The sequence below is a fragment of the Streptomyces sp. BV286 genome (assembly GCF_019090165.1).
In the GTDB taxonomy this organism is placed as follows: domain Bacteria; phylum Actinomycetota; class Actinomycetes; order Streptomycetales; family Streptomycetaceae; genus Streptomyces.
The window spans coordinates 1-23,456 of record NZ_JAHRIB010000197.1 but is presented as its reverse complement, the minus strand read 5'-3'; the positions used below and the strand labels follow the sequence as shown (position 1 = coordinate 23,456).

Genomic DNA, 23,456 nt, shown 5'->3' with positions numbered 1-23,456 from the left:
ACCATCGCGCCAACATCCCTGCGGACGGCCGGATCACCGAGGTCGTCCCGAACGAGGCGGTGTACGACTTCACTCACATCGAGTCTGGCGCCTTCGAACAGGTCTGGGTGTGCCGAGACAGCAGGTGAACGCGCTGGAGTAGGGGTGAGGCTGAACGTACAACCTTTCGTACGGCGCAAGGGTCATGGGGGCACCTGTTGTTCGAACAAGGAGTTCTGTTGCGCAGAGCAGTTGCGGCAGCCGCTGTGGTCACCGCCTCCGTCGCCGTCACCCTCACCCCCATGGCATCGTCTGCCGCTGCACCCTACAAGGGCGCCAACACGGCGGCCGTGCAGGACGACTTCAATGGCGACGGGTACCGCGACCTGGCCGTCGGGGCTCCGGGGGCTGCCAGCGGCACGGTGGAGGAGGCCGGGTCGGTCGTGGTGCTCTACGGCTCCGCGTCCTCGGTGAGCGCCTCCCGCCGCACGGTCATCACCCAGGCGACCACCGGGATACCCGGCGCCGCCGAGGAGTCCGACCGCTTCGGCAGGACGGTGAGCAGCGCAGATCTGGACCGGGACGGCTATGCCGACCTGCTCGTCGGCGCCCCGGGCGAGGACGTCGACGGTGCCGCGTCGCGAGGCTCCGTGACCGTGGTGTGGGGTGGGCCGGACGGGCTGAAGGGCGGCGCGACCCTCACCCCTCCGGCCGGGTTTGGCGAGGGCTGGACCTCTTGCCGGTTCGGCATGTCCGTTGCCACCGGCGACATGAACGGCGACGGCGCCCCGGAGGTCACCGTCGGCTCGGCCTGCTCCCCCGCCTCGTACAGCGGTCCCTTCACCCGCACCGGCCAGGCCGCCGGCCGCTACCTCGAAGGGCGGGAGAACGCCCGCGGCGTGGTGATGGGAGACGTGAACGGCGACGGCCAGGCCGAGCGCTTCTACCTGGCCGGTCCCACCGACGGGGACATCCGCGGTCCGGTGACCCTCGACGCGGGCGCCCCCGACCCCGAGGACCCGTTCGTCAACCAGGGCATCGAGCTGCCGTACGCGGACGGTCACGCCGGACAGGTCGGCGACATCGACGGCGACGGTTACGGCGACCTCGTCACCGGCATCGCGGGCGACGACTCCCACTTCAACGCGCCCACGCCAGCGGCCCACCGCGGCGGCGAGATCCAGGTCCTGTACGGCAGCGCCCAGGGCATCACCGCGGAACAGCAGCCGGCGGTCTTCCACCAGGACACGGTGGGCGTCCCCGGAAGTGCGGAGTGGGGCGACTGGTTCGGCCAGTCCCTGAGCATCGGCGACGTCGACGCCGACGGATACGCCGATGTCCTGGTCGGTGCCCCCGATGAGGCCGTCGGGTCGCTCGCCTCGGCAGGAACCGCTGTCCTGCTGCGTGGCTCCGCCTCCGGTCTGACGACGGCTGAGGCGGCCAGCTACACGCAGAGCACCGTGGGCGTCCCCGGCGCCGCCGAGGCCGACGACAGGTTCGGCGCCGCCGTCCACCTCGCCGACCTCGACAAGGACGGCAAGACCGAAGCGGTCGCGGGCGTCCCCGGAGAGAACTCCGACGGCTGCGTCTGGGTCGCCCGCGGCTCGGTGTCCGGTCCCCTCGCGACCGACTCGGTCAACCTCTGCGGCACGAGCGCGGGTATCACCGTAGGCGGAATGGAGGGCTCCTTCGGTGTTGCGCTCACCAGCCCTCACGTAGAGAACTGATGCAGCAAAGTCGAATGAGAACGTGGTAGACGGGGTGGGGAACACCAGCAGGACCAAAAGTCTGTCCTGCTGGTGTTACGTATCCTCTCCGGTGCTCAGCGGCAGAGCGAGTCCGACTCAAGGTGCCTTCGTTGTCCCTCGGGAGTGAAGGTGAAGGCACTGTCAAAGGGCATGTCTGCGAAGCGGACAGCAAGCAGAACAGGTTCGTCGAGCTCGGGCCAGGTGGACTCGGGTGCCGGGGTGCCGCCATTCCAAAGGTGGAAGAACGCCATGGGCTCGGCGGGCCCCTCTCCGAGATAGCCCAGTGTCCTGCTGTACAGCGGGCTGGTCCCTCCGCACAGAATGGACGGGGGACCGAACTCGGGGATGACGTCTGTCCATGAGCGGTCCGTCTGCGCCCACGGGCGCACTTTCGCCCGCAAAGCGGGATGCTCGCCGGCCGACAGAAGGCGATCGGACCTGAGCCAGCCTCGGCGGTGCGCGAACTCGGCGTAGACCGAGGCCACGCAATGCTGGTCGCAGCCTCCTGGCATCACCCCCTGGAACATGCCTGTCAGTCCGGTGCTGGTCCCGGCCCCTCGGCTTGCCCAGGCACGCTGCTCCTGAGCCCATACCTCGGAAGGAACGCTCTACCTGATCAACCGTCACTGACACCGGTTGCGGGCCACGTGGCCACGGCGTTCCCGCCGCCTCGTATGCTGCCCGGATGAGCGATCAGAGGACTAACGCGCCCGTGGCGGGCGGCGTCGGGGACACGGCCGGGGCCGGAGTGCCCGCTCCAGGTGGGCAGCGCACGGGAAGGAGCGCCGGGGCGTCCGTACTCGCCACGCTCTGGGTGCTGCTGGTCGCCTGGGGGATCGCCGCCGGCAACACCGGACTCGCCTACGTCACGCTGGGCATGGACTTCATCCCGATCGCGGCGGGCGTGCTCGGCTGCCTGGTCTTCGTGATCGTGCTGCGGCTGCTCCACAGGGCGTGGTGGCTCGCCGTCCTCTCCGTGGTCCCCGCGCTCTTCATTCTCGTCGGGTCCGTCCAGTACGCCCCCGAGGCGGCGCTCGACCGACGTGGCGTCCGCGAGACCGTCACGATCACCGCGGACAGCGCGGCGGGAACGGCGAGCAAGAACCACCGGTTCACACTGGTCGGGCCGGGCGGTGAACTCGACGAGACCCTCGAGTACCGGGGAAGCAACCCCGGTTACCGGGTGGGCGACCGCATCGAGATCCTCCGCGACCCGGAAGGCGCCGTCCCGCTGGAGGACGCCGTGGACGTCGACCCCGAAGGCAGGCTCGGCGGCCTCGTCACGGGAGTCGCCGCATGGACGGGCATGACGCTGCTCGCAGGCTGGCGCGGCCATGTGCGCCGACGGGAGAACCGCCGGGCGTGGAGCGGCACGATCTAGGAAGGCACGGGCGGCGGGGGCCGTGCGGGACAGAGACTTGGGGACGGCGCCTTCGCCGCCCACCTCACCCGGCGGGCCATCAAGTAGCGGGCGGCATTCTCCCGCCGCACGGTGCGGTACGCCTGCTCGATCGCGGCGAGGTTGCGGCGGGAGGGTGTGCGGGTGCCGGCCGTCCAGGCGCGCAGGGTGCGGTCGGTGACGGTCCGTCCGGCTGCCCTGGCTGCTTGGCGGGCGTGGGTGCTACGGGTGAGGTAGTGCAGCCGGGCGAGCAGGGCCTCGCCGTGCGATGGATGCGGAGGCTGCTCGCCGGTAGCCTGCCTGCGTGGCTGAGATCTGGGGCGAAGAGCAGTTGATCGCGGACGGCTTCGAGCGTGTGTACGTCGAGTCGGAGTGGTAAGGCGAACCGTGGGCCGGCCTTGCTGACATCGACGGGAAGCCTCACTACTTCGAGATGCGCGTCTACGACCACAGCCATGAAGTCGATGAGTACCAGGTCTGGCCCGCAAGCGAGGCGGCGGCGGAGCTGGAGCGCGAGCAGTGGGCGATCTACGCCAGGTGGTATGAGCGCCAGCAGGCGGGCGAGGTCGGACAGGAGAGCCATCCGGCCCACGGCGGGCTCGACGCCCGCTATGACGAGCTAGAGCTGCTGTTGGCGCCGCACCGCTTGGCGCCGGACGGCGCCCGTCGGCTCGTGTGTGAGCTGCGGTTCGTTGCCGGTGTCGACGTTCGCTACCGAGTCGAGGGGCCCGACTACTGGCTTCGGTGGCGTCCGAGACCGCCGTTGATCATGGGGTGTTGTGCGGACAACCAATGATCACGCGGCGGCCTCGGACGCCGGCGTAGTGCCTGCCCGCTGGCTGAAGGCATTCGAAGGACTGATGAGCCCGGATCGCCGGCCGGTTCTCCCGACTTGAACCCCGTCGCCGGGTGCGGCGGTTGGTCTCCGGGCTGCCGCCGGACCTGCCGAGGATGAACTGCTGGACCCTGGCCGATGCCACTCCGGACGGCATGCAGCACCTGCTCCACCGGGCGAAACGGGACACCGACGCGATTCGTGACGCCATACGCGCCTACGTGGTCGAGCACCTGCGCGACACCGAGGCGGTGCTCGTGGCCGACGAGACGGCCGAATTGAAGAAGGGCCGCCCCAGGACCGGCGCCCTGACCGAGACGGCCGGAACGGTCCCGTCCGTGCGCGGCCCCGTCAAGGTCGCCGTACACCGGTCGCCCGATGCCCATTCGACTCGGGTGACGGTGCCGCCCAACTCCCGCGCGGTACTGGCGATGGAGATCGGCGACGCAGACCCGGCGGAATACCGGGCGACCGCGAAGGCACCCGGCGGGCAGGGACGTACGCAGGTCACGCCGCTCACCGACCTCACCTGCACCGTGCTGCGGATCGGCCCCGTCGGCTCCGGCACGACGACGGTCAACGCACGCGTTCCTGACCGCGAGACCTCTGCCCCGGCGCGGCAGCGTGCCATGGGCCTTCACGCTCTACAACTGCGGGAGCACCTCACCGGCGATGAGTTCCAGATGGTCGAGGTCATCGAAGTCGATCAGCCGCAGGTGGATACGGCTCGCGCCGATCGCGGCGAACTCACCGAGCCGCTGCACGAGTTGGGCCGGGGTACCGACCACAGCATCCTCCGGCGGCAGCGCGCTCTTGGCCTGGAGCGGGGCGGCCCGCCGTCGCACTTCCGTCTCCGTACGGCCGATGGCCGCCACAACACCGGCCGAGAGCACCAGTGGTGGACGGCCGGCGTCGGCCCGCCCGGTCCGGTCGCACGCCTCGGCAACCCGTCGGTACGCGCGGGCGGTCTCGGCCACCGACTTGAAGGGCATGTTGAACTCGTCGGCGTACCGGGCTGCCAGCTCCGGGGTGCGCTTGGGGCCGCGGCCCCCCACGATGATCGGCGGCCCCGGCACCTGCACGGGTCTCGGCAGGGCGGGCGCGTCGACGAGCCGGTAGTGGTCGCCGTGGTGGCTGAAGCTCTCGCCGGCCGGAGTCCGCCACAGGCCGGTGATCACCTGCAGTTGCTCCTCCAGCCGATCGAAGCGCTCCGGGGCAGGCGGGAACGGGATGCCATACGAGGTGTGTTCCCGCTCGTACCAACCCGCGCCGAGGCCCAGTTCGACCCGCCCACCGCTCATCCTGTCCACCTGCGCCACCATCACGGCGAGCGGTCCCGGCAGCCTGAAGGTGGCCGAGGTGACCAGGGTGCCCAGCCGGATCCTGGAGGTCTCCCGGGCGAGCGCGCCGAGCGTCAGCCAGGCGTCGGTGGGACCGGGCAGGCCGGGATCGGCACCCATCGTCTGATAGTGATCGGCCCTGAAGAAGCCCTCGAATCCGCCGGCCTCGACGAGTTGTGCGAAGCGCAGCTGATCCTCGTAGTCGGCGCCGCGGTGCGGCTCGGTGAAGACGCAGATCCGCAGGCTCATCGCCGCTCCGTTTCGGCCGTCCCGGACAGGTCCCGTTCCATCAGCAGTTCGTGCAGATCGGCGCTGCACCGGGCCACTTCGCCCAGGTGCGCGGTCCGGCCCAGCGTCCTCGGCCGGGGTATGGGGATGTCGACGATCTTGCGGATCCGGCCCGGGCGCGGGGTGAGCACCACCACCCGGTCGGCGAGCAGCACGGCCTCGTCTATCGAGTGCGTGACGAAGACGACGGTGGACGAGTTCTCGAGGTGGATGCGCTGCAGTTCCACCGCGAGGTCCGCGCGGGTCAGTGCGTCGAGTGCGGAGAACGGCTCGTCCATGAGCAGTACCCTCGGCTCGCCCATCAGCGACCGGCACAGCGCGACACGCTGCTGCATACCGCCGGACAGTTCGTGCGGCCGGTGCTTCTCGAAGCCGTTCAGTCCGGCCGTCTCCAGCAGCCGGTACGCGCGTTCGCGGTGCTGCGCCTTGTTCCAGCCGAAGATCTCCACGGGCAGCATGACGTTGTCGAGGACGGACCGCCAGGGCAGCAGGGCCGGCCGCTGAAACAGCATGGCGACGTCCCGCCGGGCGCCGGTGACGCGCTCGCCGCCGATGGTGATCTCGCCGTCGGTGACCGGCAGGAGACCGGCGATCAGCCGGAGCAGCGTGGACTTGCCGCACCCGGACCGGCCCACCACGGCCACGAACTCGCTGTCGGCGATGTGCAGGCCGATGTCCTGGAGCGCCACCGTCGAACCGGACCGGCTGGTGAAGCTCCGGGACACACCGGCGAGTCTGATCATCCGGCGGTCTCCCCATCCACGGGCAATCGTCGTGCCGTCCGGGTCCTGTCGCCCGATCAGGCTACCCGCAGCAGGCCCAGCGGCGGTACCTGTCGTCCGGTCGATGCATGCCCTCAATGACATACACCTGGCCCACAACTACCCATTCCTCGTACGCTGTTGCCCGCACCAAGCATCATGCCCCGGCGGCTCCGTGCTGCCGTTCTGTCTCGCTGTCTCGACGCCCTTCCGCCGGCGCGTTCGGCGGTCGGAAAGGACAACACTGTGCGCATGATCAGGTTCGCCCGTACGGTCGCCGCGGCAGCCCTGACCACAGCGCTGGCGCTGGTGGCGGGGTGTGGCAGCTCGGATTCCGACGCGGACGCCGGTGAGGACGGCAAGGCACTGAAGAAGGTGACCTACCTGACCTCCTTCGGCAGCTTCGGCCGGGACGCGTACGCCTGGATCGCGAAGGACAAGGGGTTCTTCGAAGAGGCCGGCTTCGACGTGCGGATCAGGCCGGGGCAGGGCACCGGCGGTGTGATTCCGGCCGTCGTGAGCGGCCAGGCGCAGTTCGGCCCCATCGACCTGACGGGAGGTCTGCTGCACATGGGCAACGGTCAGGCGAAGGACTTCGTCGCGGTGGCCGCCATCCAACAGCGCACCATGGCCGCGATCGCCACCACCGAGGGCAACGGCATCGCCACACCGAAGGACCTCGAGGGTAAACGGCTCGCGGACACGCCCGGCTCTGTCGTACGCAACCTCTTCCCGACGTACGCCCGGCTGGCCGGCGTGGACGCCGACAAGGTGACCTGGGTCAACGGCGAGGCGCAGACCCTGATGGGCACTCTCGCCGGCGGCTCGGTGGACGGTATCGGCCAGTTCGTGGTGGGCAAGCCGACCATCGAGGCGGTGACGAAGAAGAAGGCTGTGCTGCTGCCGTACAGCGACGTGATCCCCGACCTGTACGGAAACGTGCTGATCACGTCGACGAAGATCGCCGAGCAGGATCCGGAGATGGTACGGCGGTTCACCGCCGCGCTGCTCAAGGGCTTGAGGTACAGCCTCGCCCACTCGAAGGAAGCCTCCGAGATCCTGAAGCGGAACGTGGACACCACGAATCCGGCCGCTGCGGCAGCCGAGTTGGAGTTGATGGCCGCGTACGTCACACCGAAGGACGGTTCCGGCACGGCGCTCGGCACGCTGGACTCCGGGCGGGTGTCGAGGAGCATCAGGATTCTGGAGGACGCGGGCACGCTGCCGAAGGGGATGACCCCTGAGCAGATCATCGACTTCGGCCTGGTGCCGAAGGCCTGACCGCGTCGCGCTGGTGAGGAGCCGCCCTGGAGAAGGATGGGATGACCGAACTCTCAAGGCCGCAGCAGTCCCCCACGGCGGGCCCTGAGCCGGTGCCCGTGCCACGAGTCGGTCCCCGTCACGGGACGGGCGTCGGCGTCGTACTGCTGCCGGTGGCCGGGCTGCTGGTCGCGCTCGGCGTGTGGTGGCTTCTCACGTCGGTGCTGGAGATGATCCACCCGGCAGTACTGCCTCCGCCGGGAGCCGTGCTCTCGGCGTTCACCGCAACCCCCGGCCGGTTCCTGGAACACACCGGCGACACCACGGTGGAGACGGTGGTCGGCTTCGTTCTCTCCAGCGCCTGCGGAGTTCTGATCGGACTGTCGCTGGCCGCCTCGCGGGTACTGGAGCGCATGTTCACGCCGCTGCTGGTCGCCGTCAACGCGGTTCCGAAGATCGCGCTCGGGCCACTGTTGGTGGGTGCGCTCGGATGGGGGCAGAAGCCGGTCCTGACCATGGTCTTCCTGCTCTGCTTCTTCCCGATCGTGCTGTCCACCGCGACGGGCCTCACATCGACCCCGGCGGACCTGGCCGAGTTGGCGCGCTCGCTGGATGCCTCGCGCTGGCAGGCATTCCGGAAGGTGCGGTTTCCCGCCGCGCTGCCGCAGATCTTCGTCGGGTTGAAGGTGGCCATGCCGCTCGCCGCGATCGGTGCGGTCATCGGCGAGTTCCAGGCCGGTGAGTCGGGGCTGGGCTATCTGATCGTGCAAGCCGGCGGGGTGGGCGACACCGCCACCGCCTGGGCCGCGATCATCCTGATCGGGTTGATGAGCATCCTTCTCTACTTTGCCTTGGTGTTGTTGGAACGGTTCGCACTGCCCTGGGTCAGGGACACGACCTGGCGCGGATGACGTAGGGGACTTTGTCGTCCTGCCGGAGAACTGACTGCTGGGCGGAAGGAGTGGTCGAGGAGGCCGTCCTCGCCGTGCGCGCGCCAGCGGCCGTACCACTTCGCCAGGCAGCGGCGGGAGATCCCGGCCTCAGCGGCGACGTGCGCGATGGGCCGCCCGCCGGCTGCACGCAGGCACAGGCAGCAGCCATCGCCACGGCTGAGCCCACAACCGGTCACCCCCGCTTGACGTCCACTGAGTCTCGGCACTGCCTGCGGGCCCGAGCCGGGGGCCGCATCAGAGCCGCCCCGCCACCGGGCTGCGGAACCCGGCACCGACCCGGCAGGGAACGCAGAACGGTCCGCCGGCACCGCCGGCAGACCGTTCGGCAGGATCGAGGCCGGCTTGGCGCGCAGCCGAGGGGGTGTGGGTTACTTCGCGAAGGCCGAACAGGAGTCCAGGCCGACCCACTGGTGAGCGCTGATGTCGTTGTTGACGCTCCCGTGGTGGGAACTGTCTTCCATCCAGTAGTCGTCGCTGAGGTTCGAAGCGTAGCCCTCGGAGCGAGTCAGACAGACGTGAGGGTTGAAGCCGTCGAAGGAGCGAGGGAACTGCATGAACTTCACCACCGAATACTCACCCTTGTTCAGGATGGAGCCGGCCCTGTTGTCGTCGCTTCCCTGGAAGCTGCTGGCACTGTCGCCCCAGTCCCTGTCGTCCCCGACGGCGCGGCCGAGAAGCCCTTCGCAGTAGGCACCGTTGTAGGCGTACATATAGCCGGCCTCAGCACTGCGGTAGTTGTCGGAACACGAGGGGGCAGCCGATGCGCCGGGAGCGGGAGCGATAACCGCGACGGCGGCCAGAGTGGCGATGGCTGCGAGTGAGGGCAGTTTGCGCATGGCAGGTCTCCTTTGATTTTTCTTTTTTAATCCGCAGATTCGAGTCTGTGGAAGTTCTGTTCAGGAAAGGGTCTTCCTGGCCTGCACCAAGGCGTTCAGGCGCATCTTTCGATATTCAGAATTTTCCTTGCCGTACCGCTCCAGCACCTTTTCCAGATAGGTGATTTCGAGCGAGCGAGCGATCTCACCCAGGGATGTCTCCTTGGCGCAGGTGGCATCGATGACGGCCAGTTCCGTGTCGAATTTTTTAGCCTCTGCGGACGGCATCCCCTCGGTAAGAACATCACGCTTCGCGCGGAGCTTGTCCGGGTTGTCAAAGGGCCGGCCGGCTTTCTCCATACAGCGCGACCACTTCTCGAGGGACTCCGTGAAGCGCTTGTCCTTCATGACGTCGGGCACGTAGAGCGGCATCAGGCCGGTGATGGTCCTACGGACGGTGAACCAGGTCTCGGGGTCGCCGTAGAGTTGCTTTCGCGCTTCGTTGGAGCACCCCCCGCGAGGAGTCTCAATGGTGCCCGTGCCACCGGGAAGTTCGACTGTCATCGCGTCACGCCAGTCGCCGTCCAGCGCCTTCGAGTAGGCGGCCCGTTCCTCCTTGGTCAGTTTGTTCTGGTAGGTGACGGTCGGGTGCGTCAAACGAACTTCCTCCGCCTTCTCACCGAAGAGGCGGCCGTACCCGTACTTCTTGGCCCACCTGACGTCGTCCGTCACATAGCGGCCCGCTCTGCGCTCATCGACGCCGGGCACCGGGAACTCCCAGTAGGGGAAACCCTGTTCCGCCATGCACGCCTTGACAAGCCTCTGCTCGGCGCGCTCCACCTCGATCTCGTCCTGGACGGTGAGATCCCGGAGTTCCGCATCGGCAACAGTTGCCGCCTTCCCCTGCCCCGGATCGGCGGAATACGACCGGTCAGGCGATGTGACGTCGCAGCCGGTTATAAAGCAGGCGGCCACCACGGCGGCGACAGCAATGGGGATCTTTTGCCTCATCCGAGGTCCGCCCTTCCCGTTCTTGGCGCGAGTGCCGTACTCAAGAGACTTCCGCTGTGGTCGGTGGTTCCGTCGTCCCAGACTGATCAAATGGCCTTGCCGATGTCTGCCGTCCAGGGCACGAATGGGAATGCGAAATCGAGGTGTAGCCCGCCCGTCATGGTCGGTGTCAGCCCCAGCCACGGGCACATTAGCCCGGCCCGGTCACAGAGTGTGCCGGTCGTTCGCCCCACAAGGAGTGGCCATCGCACACCGGAATTCGCACGAGGCGGCGGGCACAGGTGGCGCCAAGGCCCCGGCATTTGCCCGGCTCCGTCCGTTTTGATCATGTGATGCCGTAGAGAGTGAGGACGCGGGGCGGTCGGTATGGGCTCGGCGTCCGGTGGCGGTGTTGATGTATCCGGCGAGCTTGAGTGCGCTGCGGATCAGGTCACGGACGGCAGCGAGTACGGCGGGCGCGTTGCGAATTCTGAGCTGGGATTTGTCCTCTCCGAAGACAACATCTCGGACCCGGTGGACGGTGTTTTCCACCGTCCAGTGCCCGCGAGCCCAAGACGCGATCCCGGCCGCATTCGCCTCTTCGGCGGCCAGGTCGGTGACGGCGCAGACGGTCTCGCTGGACCACTTCTTCGCGCCGTAGAGACGGCGACGGCGCTTGATCCGCAGGAACTGGGCGGGCGTACGGAAAGAGCAGGCCCGCGACGGTGACGACCTGGACGATCCGTTCCTCGTGGCGGCCGTGCTCTCGCATGTCGTCGCGGTGGACCACGGGGATGTCCTTCCAGGGCCAGGGCCAGGGCATCAACGTGCAGACAGGTGGTGTGGTCGCGTTGGACGTGGAGGGCATCGGCGGTGACGGCGGTCCCCGCGAGATCCGTGTCGTCGTTCTGATCGAGCAGGGTGCGAACTCGGGGATCTCGTTGGTCTTCGCGCCCATCTCGCGCGAGGCGAGCGCGACGCCGTCGCCGTGGCGGACCGCGGACAGCACGAAGACCCGGCTGCCGTCCGGTCGCTTCGCGCCGCGCAGGCAATTGCCGTCCACCGCGATCGCCCGGCGCCTGGGCCGCACTGGCTCGGCACAGGTAGCCGCCCGATGCGCTCGGCGCTGTTCGCGCTCGATTCCACCGTCGGGCATCACCTGATCAAGGAATCGGCCAGCCGTGAAACACCCGCAAGGCGACGGGCTCGCGTGTTGTTGATTCCCGTCGGAAACAACAGGTCGTCAGCTGCCGCTGATCATTGCGAGGACGTCGTCGTAGGAGCCGTTGGTCTGCACGTCGCGGATGAACCTGGCGCGCTCGACGACAAGCTCTGTCGCGGCGGGCTGCTCGCGCAGCAGGTCGAGGGCCTCGGTGAGGAAGTCGTCCAACGGCATGGACTGGTCGCTGTCCTGCTGGCCCAGCAGGGTCGTGCGCACGCCGGGCGGGACGACCTCGATCACATGGACGCCTGCGTCGGCACCACCGGCCTGGATGCGCAGGCTCTCGGAGAAAAGAGTGCAGCGCGGCCATGGTCGCGCTGTAGGTCGGGGTGCTCTGAAGTGCCTGTGTCTGAACCTGTAGGGCGTGATCAAGTAGAACCAATCGGCCGCTGATGTGCCGGAGCGGCATGTTCCGCCTGTAGGCCGGTAGGGGTGGTGTGTTGCGCTTCTGCGGTGGACAAGGTGAATCCAAGGTCGCAAAGCGTGCTCAGGTGGGTGTGATCGTTGCCGGACAGCGGGTTACGCGAGGGGGAATGGATGTCGGAGTTGGACTTCCCGCCGGTGCGGGTGGCTGGCCGGGGGCGTGGCTGGTATCGGGGTGACTGTCACGTGCATTCGGTGTTTTCGGACGGTGGCGAGCTGACGCCGGAGCAGCTTGTGGCTGGTGCCCGTGCGGTGGGGTTGGATTTCCTGGCGACCACGGAGCACAAGTCCGTCGAGGCGCATGGCTCCTTCGGGCGGCACGTCGGCGACGATCTGCTGGTGATCCTGGGTGAGGAGGTCACGACCCGGACCGGGCACTGGCTCGCGCTCGGTCTTCATCCGGGAGAGTTGGTCGGCTGGCGGTATGGCGTACGGGACGGAATGGTCGATGGGCATCTGGACCAGGTCCATCGGGCCGGTGGGCTGTGTGTGGCGGCCCATCCGTACGCGCCTTACCCTTCGGGCACGTTCATGTACCCGTACCAGGGGTTCGACGTGGTTGAGGTGTGGAACGGGCTGTGGAGCTCGGACGTGCCGTGGAATGCCGACAATGAGGCGGCCCTGGCCGAATGGGGGCGCAGTCTGGCTGCGGACGTCCACCAGGAGCGGTGGCGGCCGGCGATGGGCAACAGCGATACCCATCTGGAGGGTCAGATCGGTATCCCGCAGACCGTCGTGCTGGCTGAGGAGCTGAGTACGGATGCGATCCTCGCCGGCATCCGTGCCGGCCGGAGCTGGATCGCCGAATCAGCGGCCGTCGAGCTGTCGTTCACGGTCTGTGCTGGTGGTCATAGCGCCGGGATCGGTGAGCGGTTGAAGACCGGCGGTGAGCCGGCAGTGGTGCGGGTGAACGTACGCGGTGTGCCCTCTGGCACTGTCAGCTTCCACACGGAGCAGGGAACGGTGCACCGCGAATCGTTGCCCGGTTCCGGGTCAGGCGCCGTGGAGTGGCGCACCAGTGCGGAGGACTCGGGGTTCGTCCGTATTGAGGTACGCCATTCTGAAGGGCACATGGCAGCGCTCAGCAACCCGATCATCCTGGCCTGACGCACAGTGCTGTCGTCTTCGCCCTGTTTGGCGAAGCCTCCGGTGCCTCCGTCAGGCCGCTTGCTGTGCCAGGTAGTACGGGGTGACGTCGCGCTGTTCGGCTGGACGGGCCGTGCGGCGGGTGAGGCGCCTGGTCATCAACGTGATGGCCGCCCACGTGATCAAGGATTCGCTCATTTCGGGGAGGCGTTCGTGGTCGCGGCAGTGGCGGCGGGCCCGCATGATCCACGACCACGTGCGCTCCACCACCCACCGTCTGGGCAGCACGACGAAGCCCTCCGCGCCGGGCGGGCGTTTCACCGTTTTGATGGTGATGTCGAGGTACTTCTTGGCCCAGGTCACCAGCTTCCCGCCGTAGGCGGAGTCCGCCCAGACGATGATGATCTCGGGGTGCGTGAGCGCGAGCCGGAACAGCAGTTCCTTGGCGGGGGCGCTGTCGTGGAGGCCGGCGGGGGTGACCATGACCAGCAGCACGAGCCCGCGGTGGTCGCAGACCATGTGCCGTTTCCTGCCGTTGATCTGCTTGCCGCCGTCGTACCCTCTGGTGTCCTTGCTGACGGTCTCGGAGGCCTTGACGCTCTGGGAGTCGATGACGACCGAGGCAGCCCGGGGCGGCTTGCCTGCGGCGAGGCGGATCTCGCGGCGGAGCTGGTCGCGGATGACGCCGACGACCCCGGCCGCCGCCCAGCGCCGCGCATAACCGTAGATCGTCCGCCAGGGCGGGTAGTCCGCAGGCATCGCGCGCCACTTTATGCCGTTATCGACCAGATAGCGGATGCCGTCGACGATCTCCCGGCGGGGCCACTTCTCCGGAGCCCCGCCGCGCGGGGTGGTGCAGGCCGGCGGCGGCAGCAGGGGTTCGAGCAGGGACCATTCAGCGTCGGTCATGTCGGAGGGGTAGCGGGGTCGGCGCATGAGGTGGGTGGGGCCCGGCCCGGGTGGGGACTGGGTGGGTTCGGGCCGGGCCCCGGCCTCCTCGCCGGTGGGCGAGCCCCCGGCGGGTCAGCGCGGTGGCCGGGCGGCCATCGCGAGGTTCGACTCGATCGCCCTCATCTGGTCGCTGAGGTAGCCGGCCCAGGTGCTTTTGGGGAACAGGGCCAGGTGTGGTCCGATCGTGCCCGTGATCATCCGGCGGAACTGGGTCAGCTTCTCGCTGAGCCAGGCCCGCTCCCACTCCTCCAGCTCTGCCTCGCTCGCACAGAAGAAGTACCCGTGGTCCCTGGTCCAGATCACCGGCGGCCAGCCGCGCTCCGCGCACAGATCGCGCAGCGCGCCCAGCCCCCGCCTGGTCTGCCAGCGGCTCAGCTCGCACGAAGCCATCAGCCGCGTAAGCGTCATGCCGGCGGGCGCGACCTCGAACAGGGCGGTTCGTATCAGGTCAGCGTGGCGCTCCGCAGCCGGGGAACGCCGTTTGGCCACCGCTACTCTCCCCGCAGGAGCCGGGCGAGTTCGTCGTCCATGTCGACCCTGCCGGTCTCCGCGGCGGTCTCGATCCAGTCCAGCACAGCCCGGCAACGGGCGACGTTCTGCGTCAGCACGGCCTGTTCGTCGCCGGACAGGTGCCGGTCGCGCAGCTGCGGCACCGCCTTGCCGCAGGCGGACACGAACGTATGGCAGGCGCCGACCAGGTCCAGGAACTCCTGGGTCCGCTCGATCTTCTTCACCGTCTTGCCGGCCGGGGTCTCGCGCCGGAAGGCGTCGGCCTGCTGCCGGGACCGGTCGGTCTGGGCCCGGTTGACCGCGTGCCGGGCGGTGTCGTCGGCGACCACCCTGGCCGCGACCTCCGGCCGACGCAGCACGTCGGAGGCCACCTGGGCGGCGACCGTGTCGTCCTCGATGAGGTCGTGGACGACCTCGGTCCGGTGCTGCGTGGTCTGCGCCTTGTTGACCATATGGCGGGCGGTGTCGTCGGCGACCACTTTGGCCGCCACCGCCGGACGGCGCAGCACGTCCGCCGCCACCTGCGCGGCGACCTCGTCACTATCGGCCAGGCGGTGGAGGCCGCCACCTTCTGCGCGGGCGTCTCGGGACGCTCCGGGCTCTGCCCGACCTCTTTCTTGGCCAGGTCCGAGGTCCACCGGCGCCGCCCCGAACAGGGATCCAGCGGCGGGCGGGCGATCCTGGCGAACCGATCGGCGTCGTCCGGGACCGAGGCCAGGATCAGGTGCACCCGGTGGGAGACCTCGCGATGACGATGCTCCTTGGGCCAGCGGTGGGCCGTGAACCGGTAATTGCGAACCGTGCTCAAGGCCAGTCCCAGGTCATCGGCGTAGATCTGGAGCGAGGCATCGACTCCGCACGGCTCCTCCCCGGGAGCGGGGCGGGCGCCGCCGGGCTTCTGCATCGGCTCGATCTCCAGCGCGTGGTCCCCGATGGTGAACTGGATGCGCTGCATCTGCCCGACCAGTTCGCGGTCGCCGGCGATGATCTGCTCGTAGCGCTCGCGGGTTATGTGGCCGATCGTGGCGGTGGGCATGGTGGTCACCATCCCTCGCGGCCCGGGCCCCGGCGGACCGGACCACCAGCGACATCACCCCGGCCAACTCCCGCCAGCGTCAACCCGTTTCGAGATCTAACACCAGCAATGACCGCAATTGACCATTCAAAACCAAATCGGACACTTCAACCGTTCGCGGAAGCGTTTATCCGGACGCTTGGGCGAACGCTTCCTTCCGCGCCACCCAGGCCCGGCGGCGGCACTTCGCCGAGCAGTACACCGCGTTGCGGCGATGGTCCACCCCGGCCACCCAGACCGCCCCGCACGCCGGACACACCCGCCGGCCCTCGTCCCGCTCCAGCGCAGCCGTCCGCAGCTTCACCCGCCGCAGACGACGCCACTGCCTGGACCGACACGGCCCCGAGCAGAACGCCGCCCGGGGCCCGGCATCCGGCCTCAGCCAGTCACCGCAGCCCGGACAACGCCGTCCGCGTACAGGCCCATTGATCCCGGCCACCAAACCAGACTAGACCCACCCAAAGATCCATAAGCGGGGTTCAGAAACGGGCACTCACCCAGGACGCCGACGGCGTCCGGGCCGACAACATCCAGCCAGCAACTCGGCTGGCTTGTCCGCCCGCCGAACGGCCGCAGCACGGCCAGCTCGTCTGGATAGTGCCACCTGGACTGCCCCCACGCCCTGTGGCCGTCGGCGGGTGAGGACGCGACTGGGTCGGGACAGGAATCGGGCCGGTCACCACCCGATGCAGCGCGTCGCGCACGGTCACGGGTCCCTCCCTGGGTTCACAGGGCGTGGTGCAGCCAGCGCTGGAGGACGGTGCTGACGTCTGCCGGCAGGGCGCTGAGCTGGTCGATGACCGCACGGTCTTCCGGCATCGGGGGGATACCGGCGGCGGTGAGCGTCGCATTCAGGGCAAGGCGCCGTTCATCACGCGGGTCAAGGATCGAGTTGAGGCGTTCGGCGGGGTTGGGCGGCGGCAGGAAGTAGTCCAGGTCGTCACCGGCCTGGACGGGAGTCGGCCAGGTGCTCTCAGGGAGGTCCGGAACGGCGTAGGGGTCGGCGTAGGCGCAGGAACTGAGACATTCGTTGCTCCAGGGGGTCATCTCTGTCTCCCAGCGGGTGGCGTGCGGGCAACTACCGGTCCAGAGCTCCGCGAGGCCTGCTTCGGTTGCGACTGCGGCCCGACGTCACACCGCTGGCGTCATCGGCGGCTGATCACCTCGTGTGACCAGCAGACGGCGGCCGGGCGCCCTGCCCTCGGGCGGACGGCTTCCTTACTGGGAAGGCGACGACGTGCCGGGCTCTTGCGATACGTCCGGCTGAACAGGGAGGCCGGGGCAAATGGGTGAGGCTCCGGCCGTTGGCCGGGCATCGGTCGTTGAGCAGCTATGGAAGCCTTCGGTGACTGTGTCGATCCGGGGCCCGGCGCCCGGAGTGCCGGGCATGCAGAGGACACCTGTGCGTGGTGCGTGCAGCTGCGGGAGACGGACGCCCAAGCCTCTCGGATGCCGGCAGAGGGCAAGTATTCGCGCGCGTCCTGGAGCTTGCCGGGGCCGGCCCCCGCGTCCCGCGCAGGACGGCGCATGAGGGGGCTGAGAACGGTACTGGTCGTCATGGCCGCGCTCACGATCCTCGCGGCGACCGTGGCCATCGTTGCGGACACCCGCCCCTGACACGCCCGCGGGACGGCACGGGCCCGGCCGCGCTCGCACGACCGGACCCCTCACTGGGCTTTCTGCCGAGCGTCCCGTCAAGCCCGCCGGCTGTCGCCACCCACACGTGCGGACATCGCTCCCCGGACGGCGGGTGCCCCGGTCGGGGGCGGGTAGTTTGGCGCCGGGGTCCGTGCCGCGTTGACGGAACCGCACGGGCCCCTCCCTCGTCGTCATGCAGTGGGGTACAGACGCGCTCCTCGCGCCATATGCTCGGGTTTGACTGGCGACCGTCGGCAAGCAAGCGCGCCGGTGGCGCGGGTCGCGGGGAGGCACGAATGCACACCATGACGCCCGCTGCCCAGCGCAGCTACGACACGTATGTGGAACACCTGCGTGCGTGCCACGAGTGCCCGAGAGGGACCGGACGGTGCGCGGCGGGCGCGGAGCTGGTCCGGGTCTACCTGGCCGCTCTCAAGAAGCGCTGACCAGTCCCTCGCACCGGTCAATGGGGCGGGTCCCCAGTCCTCGAACAGCTCTTGCAGGCTCGCGGGATCACGGTCGGGGTCACCATGCCAGCCGGCCTTGCCCGGCGCCCGAGCGCGGAGGCCCCGCCGACGTGCAACAAGAGGACGGCGCCCCGATCCCCCGAGGCACGCCCACCCCGTCCCCGCCCCTCCCTTTCCTTCTTCCTGGCTGGTGGGGGCGTGGGGGTGTGCAGAGGGGGATGTCGGGCTGGCGATCAGGCCGTAGGGGCGTGGTGAGCTGCGGATACACCGTCAGGCGCCGGAAGGGCTCGGACTGTTGTGGGCGGGGTTGTCGGCCGGGTTGTCGGTGGGGTTGTGGGCTGGGTCGGGGGTGGTGTTGTCGCTTCGTGACCGTGGTCGGGCCTTGATGGTCGGGATGGTGGTCGGGGCCGGCTGCTGCGCTGGCGGAAAGACGCGGCACCCCGGCAGAAGGGGGGCTGCTGTGGGCCGGCAGCGGAGGTACGGCGATGGTGAAGGTGGATGCGGGTGGTGGGGACCGGCTGGCGTTGGCGGTGCTGGCGCAGTACCGGATGGCGACGACGGAGCAGCTGCATCTGCTGATCGCGCCCGGGGTGCGGATCGAGCAGACACGCCGCCGCATGGCCAAACTGCGTGTGGAAGGTCTGGTGGATCGGGTCACGCTTGCGCAGGCCGGGCGGACGCGGGTCTGGTTCGTTACCGAGTACGGAGCGCAGGTGGCCGCGCAGTTGCCCGAGTTGCGGGACTGGCAGGCGCCACGCCTGGCGTCGGACCGGACGGCGGTGCGGCTGAAGGCTGGGCACGGGCTGACGGTGACGGAGGTGGGGCTGGCGTTCGTCCAGGACGCCCGGCGCCGCGGTGAAGTGTGCCGGCCCTTGGACTGGATTCCCGAGGTCTACCACCCCCTCGGGAATGGCGAGGCGGTCATTCCTGACGGGCTGCTGTACTACCGCACCAGCCCCGCCGACAGCCGTGAGGAGTGGTCGATGCTGCGGGCGTTCGTCGAGGTCGACCGGGCGACCATGGGGCCTGAGCGCCTGGCCGCGAAGATCGGCGCTTACGCCCGGCTGCACCGTTACGTGCCGGTGCCGGTGCCGGTCGGACGGCCCCGGCAGCCGTTCATGGAGCCACCGGAGGAGCCCTGGCGGCGGCGCTATCCAGTGTTTCCGCGGCTGCTGTTCATCTTGGACAACACCGGCCTGGCCGGTATTCAGAACCGTGCCCAGGCCTTGCGCGCAGCGGGCCGGGATACGGCTCTGGCGGGCTTTCTGCGCACCGTTCCGGTCCTGGTGGCGGCTATGGCCGACCTGCTGCGTGACGGGCCTGCAGCGCCCGTGTGGCGGCCCGTGCAGGATCTGAGCCAGCACGTGAGCTGGACGCAGACCCGGAACGCCTGACCGCCCCCACGATGCCTTCAGCTGCCCACAGCCCCGACCACGGCGGGTCAGCGGGGTGCAGCGAGGCGGTGTACTAGGCACTGTCCGGCGGATCATTACGACTCCGTGCGGGACGTGCTACGCCGTGCGAGGACGGGGCAACCGCCTGACTACCATGTCCCACGCCTGCAGGGCGGCGGGAGGGGAGATATGGGCGAGGGAACCAATGGTCCGACTGCCAGGGGACGAAGCGTCGGGGCTCCACATCCGGCACTGCGGCACCTTGGCGCTATGCATCTGAGCGGAGCCGTACTCCTGCTCACGTTCTTGGTGCCGCCGTTGTGGATGCTGGACTCCGGCTATGCGACCCCGCCAGGCGATCCCACAGCAGATGCACCCTTCGCCCTCCTCCTTACTGTGCCGCTGGCATGCGCAAGTTTCCATGTGATGGTGCAGATCCCGGCTGGGCTTCTAGGAATCTGGCTGGGCAGAGGCCGCACGACGCTCGTCAGGTACGGGAGCGCAGTCATAGTGGCAAGCGCACTGAGTTTGCTCCTCTTCTGGAGCCTGGGATGGAATACCGGAGGCAGCGTTTTGCCGGCATGGGCTGACGCGACGGTGCGCGGATCGATTGGTCTGGCCGGGTACATGTGGGTCATGCGGGTGCAGCCTGGATCCGCGCGGCACGGCAGCGGAGTGCGAGGGGGTTGACGTGCGTCGGCTCGAACACGCGCAGGCCTCCCCGCACACACTGGACGCGGACCGGACTGGCTGAAGCCATTGTGGTCACCCGTAACTGCGGGGTTCGGAAAATAGCCCCCCACGGAGTCTCCCGGGCCTGCACCTGGGGGGCTTTCGTGTGGTAGAGGGCGCCCCGTCTGCGCAGACGGGGCGGAAACCGTGTAGCCGCGTCCGGAGGGCGGGGCTGGCCTCGCATCCTCTGGACAGCGAAGGCGTCAGCGGGCGGGGCGCCAGATGCGGGAGCCGTGCCCGTCACGGACCAGCGCACCGCGCTTTTCCAGGTTGCGCAGGTGGTAGGCGACCGTGCCCTTGCTGCGCAGCCCGACCATCGTGCCGATCTCCGTCAGGGTGGGGCCTTCGCCGCGGTCCGCGATCGTCTGCCGGATGCAGCGCAGGATCTGTTCCTCCCGCTCGGTCAGGTGCGCAGGCCGCCGGTTCACCACTGCGCATCCCTGCTCAGAGCACGGGCCTGATTGCGCAACTGCGCACGCGCGGCCGGCGCGCTGCCCGGGCCCTGCCAGAACGGGTGCCACCACAGGCGCGTCGACAGCATCAGCAGCCGGCGCCTGAGCTGCGTGTGCGCAGGAGTGGGGCGGGGTGCGGCGAGAGCGTCGTAGGTGCGGTTCCAGGCCGCCTGGAGGCGGACCAGGTCGTGGGGGAAGGGCGCGGATTTCATCCCCTCACGCTATCGAACTAGAATTCGAATATGCGAGTGGCGGGCCCGGCGGGGCCTGCCGGATCCGGAGCTGTGACTGAGCGAGATAGTTGGCCCTTGAGCACGCTAGTTGGCCCCTGTGCGCGATATATGGCTCACGAGTAGGCGGCGCAGACGCGCTGAGCTGGGGGTTTCTGGGATTGCGGTGGTCTGCGGCATGCAGCGGTCTGACTGCCAGGTGGCTTCGCGTCGTCTAAATCACGCATGATCGAATCTCTGTGGATTGACGGTGGGATGGTGTGGTGTGGGGGACTGGCGGATCGATCCGACGTTCGCGATGTGTCGGGCCCTGGTGGACGGGGAGGATCTGGCCTCGTTCGCAGGCGGCCCATTCGACATCCGGGCTGTCGTGGCGACCATCCGGCCCGGGACCTTCGACGGAGCCGCTCTCGACGACCTTCCCTGGGGAAACTTCCCTCACGGGGAGAACGCCCGGGAGGCCGTTCGCCTGCTGCGCACCGGAGACGAGCCGGCACGTAACTCGATGGGTGTCCTGATCGGCATGTGTGCCGACGACAGCCGGGCCGCCGCCGCTCTCGCCGTCCCGTTCCTGATCCGGATCGCCGCCGACCCCCACCATCGGCACCGCGCCGACGCTCTGGGCGGTCTCGCCGCCCCGGCCCGAGCCCGTCACTTCGGTGTCGCCTCCCGCGACGAACTCCTCCTCCACCGCTCCGGCCCCCAGCACGACGGCTATGACGACTACGGCGTTGAGGTGACCGGCTACCTGGCAGGCTGGTCGGTGGCCGCCGCGCGAGCCGCGATCACCACCGGAGCCCCCGTGCTCCTGCCTCTCCTCGACGCCTCCGACCCCGCCATACGCATCGACGCCTCCTACACTCTCGCCACCGCAGCCGACTCCGGCCACACGGTCCGAAGCGCCTTCGCCACCCGGTTCGCAAAGGAGCAGGACCCGACGGCCCGGGCCGCCTTGGTTCTTGCCACAGCAGAGATCACACGTGCCCACCCGCACCAGCCGGCCACCGGATGGATCCGCGAGCTGTGGCAGGACCGGGCACAGGCCCCCGAAGTCCGCCTCGCGGCCGCGATCGGCTGGCTCTGCCTGACCGACGAACCCGCTCCCGACGCCCTGCACACCACCGTCGAAGCCCTGGCCACCGAAGAACGCGCCCGCGCCATGGACGCCCTGCCCTGGATGGCCGCCGCCGGACGCGGTGAGCCGGGGCTCCTGGACTGCGTCCGCCGCATGCTCCACCCCGAAGAGCCCGAACTGTCCGACGACCCCTGGGCCTGACTGCCCTGAGCGACAAATGGCTGGCCTCGACCACGTCGCCGGCGCACCTGCTCGTGTTTTGTGCATCGGAGTTGTCCTTTGGGGCCAACTACCGTGCTCAGTCACAGGCACGCCATGACGTTCACCGATCCAGCTGACGCAAGGCCTCGGCCGCTCTGCGAGCGCTTTGGGGAGGGAAATACAGATGCCGGCTCCCGGCCTGGGCAGGCAAACGCCGGTGCCTGAATGACCCCACACTTCCGTCGGACGTTCGCATCGCCGCAGCCCTCATCCGCCTCTACGCCCTCCCTCTGACCCGCATCGTCGAACTCACCACCGACCACCTCCACCACGACGCGGATCACACCTACCTGACGATCATCCGCCACCCCGTCGTCCTGCCGCCGAAGCTCGCCCGCCTCATCGACGACCACCTCGAAGACCGATCCCGGCACGGCAACGAAGCCACCAAGTACCTGCTGCCGGGCCGAGCCCCCGGGCGCCCCCGCAACCCTGCGGGACTGTGTGACAAACTCAAGCGCTACGGCCTGCCCGCCCGCGCAGCCCGGAACACGGCCATGATGCAAGCGCTCGCCGACATGCCACCCGTCGTGCTCTCCGACTTGATCGGCATCCAGCCGAGAACCGCGGAACGCTTCGCAGCCATGGCCGGCGAGAACTGGTCCGACTACCTGGCCGCGACTCGCCCGCACCCGCACCAAACGACGGAACGGGATGTGGCTGAAAGGAGTTGAAGGAGCGGCCCCGAGTCGAGGTCGTCCGGGAACATGAAGCATGCATCCGGATGACTGGCACCTCACCCAGGACGTCGACGCCTTCCTCGCCCGAGCTGGGCACTTCCTGCGCTCGCGCGCTGCCCTGCACAACACGCCGCTGACGGACATCGAGAAGCTGCGGACCCACAGGGCGGCCGAGTCCGGCGACGAAGCCGCCGTTTTCGGCCGACTAGAGTCACAGGGTGAGGTTCGCGCGATCTTCTATCTCACCCCGCTCGGACGCCTGGGCCTCACTCCGCTCTCTGCCGAGCAGACCGACACCCTCGCTGCACACCTGGCCGGCCTCGGGCACTCACCCGCCCACGTCATCGCGGAGCACGACACCGCTGGCGCCTTCTCCGAGTCCTGGCAGAAGCACACGGGCGCGGCGTCGGTACCTTTCTGGAAGACGCATCTCTACCGACTCGGCACGCTCACCCCGCCGCAGCGCCCGGAGGGCCAGGGCCGCCTCACGGGCCGTAAGGACCATGACCAAATCGTGCGCTGGTGCCGTGAGTTCTGCGTCGACGTCGGGGAACAGCGCTCCATCGACCTGATCGACGCCGGCTCCTGGGAAGACTCACGTTTCGGCGACAGGCACTTCACGTTCTGGGAAACCCCGGAGGGCATTCCCGTCTCGATGGCGGCCTCGACCTCGCTCGTCGGCGGCATGGTCCGGGTGGATCCCGTCTATACCCCGGCCCACCTCCGCGGCCGCGGCTACGCCGGAGCTGTGACGGTCGAAGCGAGCAGAGCCGCACAGGCCGCGGGGGCGACGGACGTCGTCCTGTTCACAGACCCGGACAACCCCACGAGCAACGCCCTCTACCAGCGCATCGGCTACGTCCATCTCGCCGACTTCGCCGGACACAGGTTC

General features: G+C 68.9%; 20 protein-coding genes and 4 pseudogenes. 10 read left to right on the top strand and 14 right to left on the bottom strand.

The window, feature by feature from the left end:
- Positions 1-218: 218 nt before the first annotated feature.
- Together KUF83_RS37160 and KUF83_RS37155 are read left to right on the top strand one after the other, a co-directional pair.
- Positions 219-1,706, top strand: a complete 1,488-nt coding sequence (locus tag KUF83_RS37160) for an FG-GAP-like repeat-containing protein (RefSeq protein WP_254644930.1) — start codon at positions 219-221, stop codon at positions 1,704-1,706.
- Between the two features lie 706 nt (positions 1,707-2,412).
- Positions 2,413-3,108, top strand: a complete 696-nt coding sequence (locus KUF83_RS37155; RefSeq protein ID WP_254644929.1) for a hypothetical protein — start codon at positions 2,413-2,415, stop codon at positions 3,106-3,108.
- A 71-nt stretch (positions 3,109-3,179) separates the two neighbouring features.
- Here the strand turns inward: KUF83_RS37155 and KUF83_RS42325 are convergent.
- A pseudogene (locus tag KUF83_RS42325) lies at positions 3,180-3,380 on the bottom strand (helix-turn-helix domain-containing protein); the annotation flags it as partial.
- A gap of 179 nt (positions 3,381-3,559) precedes the next feature.
- On the opposite strand from KUF83_RS42325, the gene KUF83_RS37150 reads away from it, so the two are divergent.
- Positions 3,560-3,922, top strand: a complete 363-nt coding sequence (locus tag KUF83_RS37150; protein WP_254644935.1) for a hypothetical protein — start codon at positions 3,560-3,562, stop codon at positions 3,920-3,922.
- 683 nt (positions 3,923-4,605) lie between these two features.
- Here KUF83_RS37150 and KUF83_RS37145 read toward each other — a convergent pair.
- Both KUF83_RS37145 and KUF83_RS37140 read right to left on the bottom strand, forming a co-directional pair.
- Positions 4,606-5,550 carry an LLM class F420-dependent oxidoreductase gene (locus KUF83_RS37145; protein ID WP_217459468.1) on the bottom strand — a complete coding sequence of 315 codons (945 nt, stop codon included), beginning with the start codon at positions 5,548-5,550 and terminating at the stop codon, positions 4,606-4,608.
- Positions 5,547-6,332, bottom strand: coding sequence for an ABC transporter ATP-binding protein (locus KUF83_RS37140; RefSeq protein WP_217459467.1), 786 nt, complete (start codon positions 6,330-6,332; stop codon positions 5,547-5,549). Before KUF83_RS37140 ends, KUF83_RS37145 begins: the two co-directional genes overlap by 4 nt.
- A gap of 270 nt (positions 6,333-6,602) precedes the next feature.
- On the opposite strand from KUF83_RS37140, the gene KUF83_RS37135 reads away from it, so the two are divergent.
- Positions 6,603-7,631: an ABC transporter substrate-binding protein gene (locus KUF83_RS37135; RefSeq protein WP_217459466.1), complete on the top strand. Its 1,029-nt coding sequence runs from the start codon at positions 6,603-6,605 to the stop codon at positions 7,629-7,631.
- Between the two features lie 152 nt (positions 7,632-7,783).
- Entirely contained in the window at positions 7,784-8,521 is a 738-nt protein-coding gene (locus tag KUF83_RS37130; RefSeq protein ID WP_308403311.1) for an ABC transporter permease, read from the top strand.
- On the opposite strand, the gene KUF83_RS43125 is transcribed toward KUF83_RS37130, so the two are convergent.
- The 5 genes and pseudogenes from KUF83_RS43125 to KUF83_RS37105 all read right to left on the bottom strand — a co-directional run bounded on the left by KUF83_RS43125 (position 8,452) and on the right by KUF83_RS37105 (position 11,830).
- A complete protein-coding gene (locus KUF83_RS43125; RefSeq protein ID WP_217459464.1) occupies positions 8,452-8,739 on the bottom strand; it encodes a helix-turn-helix domain-containing protein in 288 nt (95 codons plus the stop codon). The genes KUF83_RS37130 and KUF83_RS43125 overlap by 70 nt on opposite strands.
- A 192-nt stretch (positions 8,740-8,931) precedes the next feature.
- On the bottom strand, positions 8,932-9,399 hold the full coding sequence (locus KUF83_RS37120; protein ID WP_217459463.1) for a hypothetical protein: 468 nt from the start codon (positions 9,397-9,399) through the stop codon (positions 8,932-8,934).
- A gap of 60 nt (positions 9,400-9,459) precedes the next feature.
- Positions 9,460-10,389 (bottom strand): hypothetical protein, encoded by a 930-nt coding sequence (locus KUF83_RS37115; RefSeq protein WP_217459462.1) that lies wholly within the window; start codon positions 10,387-10,389, stop codon positions 9,460-9,462.
- 325 nt (positions 10,390-10,714) lie between these two features.
- Positions 10,715-11,533, bottom strand: a pseudogene (locus KUF83_RS37110) (transposase); the annotation flags it as partial.
- 78 nt (positions 11,534-11,611) lie between these two features.
- Positions 11,612-11,830 (bottom strand): hypothetical protein, encoded by a 219-nt coding sequence (locus tag KUF83_RS37105; RefSeq protein WP_254644928.1) that lies wholly within the window; start codon positions 11,828-11,830, stop codon positions 11,612-11,614.
- Between the two features lie 297 nt (positions 11,831-12,127).
- On the opposite strand from KUF83_RS37105, the gene KUF83_RS37100 reads away from it, so the two are divergent.
- A complete protein-coding gene (locus tag KUF83_RS37100) occupies positions 12,128-13,120 on the top strand; it encodes a CehA/McbA family metallohydrolase (protein WP_217459461.1) in 993 nt (330 codons plus the stop codon).
- A gap of 117 nt (positions 13,121-13,237) precedes the next feature.
- Here KUF83_RS37100 and KUF83_RS37095 read toward each other — a convergent pair.
- The 4 genes and pseudogenes from KUF83_RS37095 to KUF83_RS37080 form a co-directional block, all read right to left on the bottom strand.
- A pseudogene (locus KUF83_RS37095) lies at positions 13,238-14,035 on the bottom strand (IS5 family transposase); the annotation flags it as partial.
- Positions 14,036-14,122: 87 nt separating this feature from the next.
- Complete coding sequence (locus KUF83_RS37090; protein ID WP_254644927.1) at positions 14,123-14,458, bottom strand: RacP protein; 336 nt, start codon at positions 14,456-14,458, stop codon at positions 14,123-14,125.
- An 83-nt stretch (positions 14,459-14,541) separates the two neighbouring features.
- Positions 14,542-15,464, bottom strand: a pseudogene (locus KUF83_RS37085) (DUF6192 family protein).
- An 897-nt stretch (positions 15,465-16,361) separates the two neighbouring features.
- Positions 16,362-16,682 carry a hypothetical protein gene (locus KUF83_RS37080; RefSeq protein ID WP_217459458.1) on the bottom strand — a complete coding sequence of 107 codons (321 nt, stop codon included), beginning with the start codon at positions 16,680-16,682 and terminating at the stop codon, positions 16,362-16,364.
- 887 nt (positions 16,683-17,569) lie between these two features.
- Here KUF83_RS37080 and KUF83_RS37075 point away from each other — a divergent pair.
- Both KUF83_RS37075 and KUF83_RS37070 read left to right on the top strand, forming a co-directional pair.
- Complete coding sequence (locus tag KUF83_RS37075) at positions 17,570-17,719, top strand: hypothetical protein (protein ID WP_217459457.1); 150 nt, start codon at positions 17,570-17,572, stop codon at positions 17,717-17,719.
- Positions 17,720-18,225: 506 nt separating this feature from the next.
- On the top strand, positions 18,226-19,134 hold the full coding sequence (locus KUF83_RS37070; RefSeq protein ID WP_217459456.1) for a replication-relaxation family protein: 909 nt from the start codon (positions 18,226-18,228) through the stop codon (positions 19,132-19,134).
- Positions 19,135-20,069: 935 nt separating this feature from the next.
- On the opposite strand, the gene KUF83_RS37065 is transcribed toward KUF83_RS37070, so the two are convergent.
- Together KUF83_RS37065 and KUF83_RS37060 are read right to left on the bottom strand one after the other, a co-directional pair.
- Positions 20,070-20,294, bottom strand: coding sequence for a LexA family transcriptional regulator (locus tag KUF83_RS37065; protein WP_217459455.1), 225 nt, complete (start codon positions 20,292-20,294; stop codon positions 20,070-20,072).
- The gene (locus KUF83_RS37060) at positions 20,291-20,530 is read right to left on the bottom strand and encodes a hypothetical protein (protein ID WP_217459454.1); all 240 of its coding nucleotides are present in this window, start codon (positions 20,528-20,530) and stop codon (positions 20,291-20,293) included. The genes KUF83_RS37065 and KUF83_RS37060 overlap by 4 nt, the downstream gene beginning before the upstream one ends.
- A gap of 388 nt (positions 20,531-20,918) precedes the next feature.
- Here KUF83_RS37060 and KUF83_RS37055 point away from each other — a divergent pair, with 388 nt between their 5' ends.
- Positions 20,919-21,824 carry a hypothetical protein gene (locus KUF83_RS37055; RefSeq protein WP_308403309.1) on the top strand — a complete coding sequence of 302 codons (906 nt, stop codon included), beginning with the start codon at positions 20,919-20,921 and terminating at the stop codon, positions 21,822-21,824.
- Positions 21,825-22,598: 774 nt separating this feature from the next.
- Positions 22,599-23,456 (top strand): GNAT family N-acetyltransferase (locus KUF83_RS37050; protein WP_217459452.1); only part of this gene is annotated, 858 nt, incomplete at its 3' end.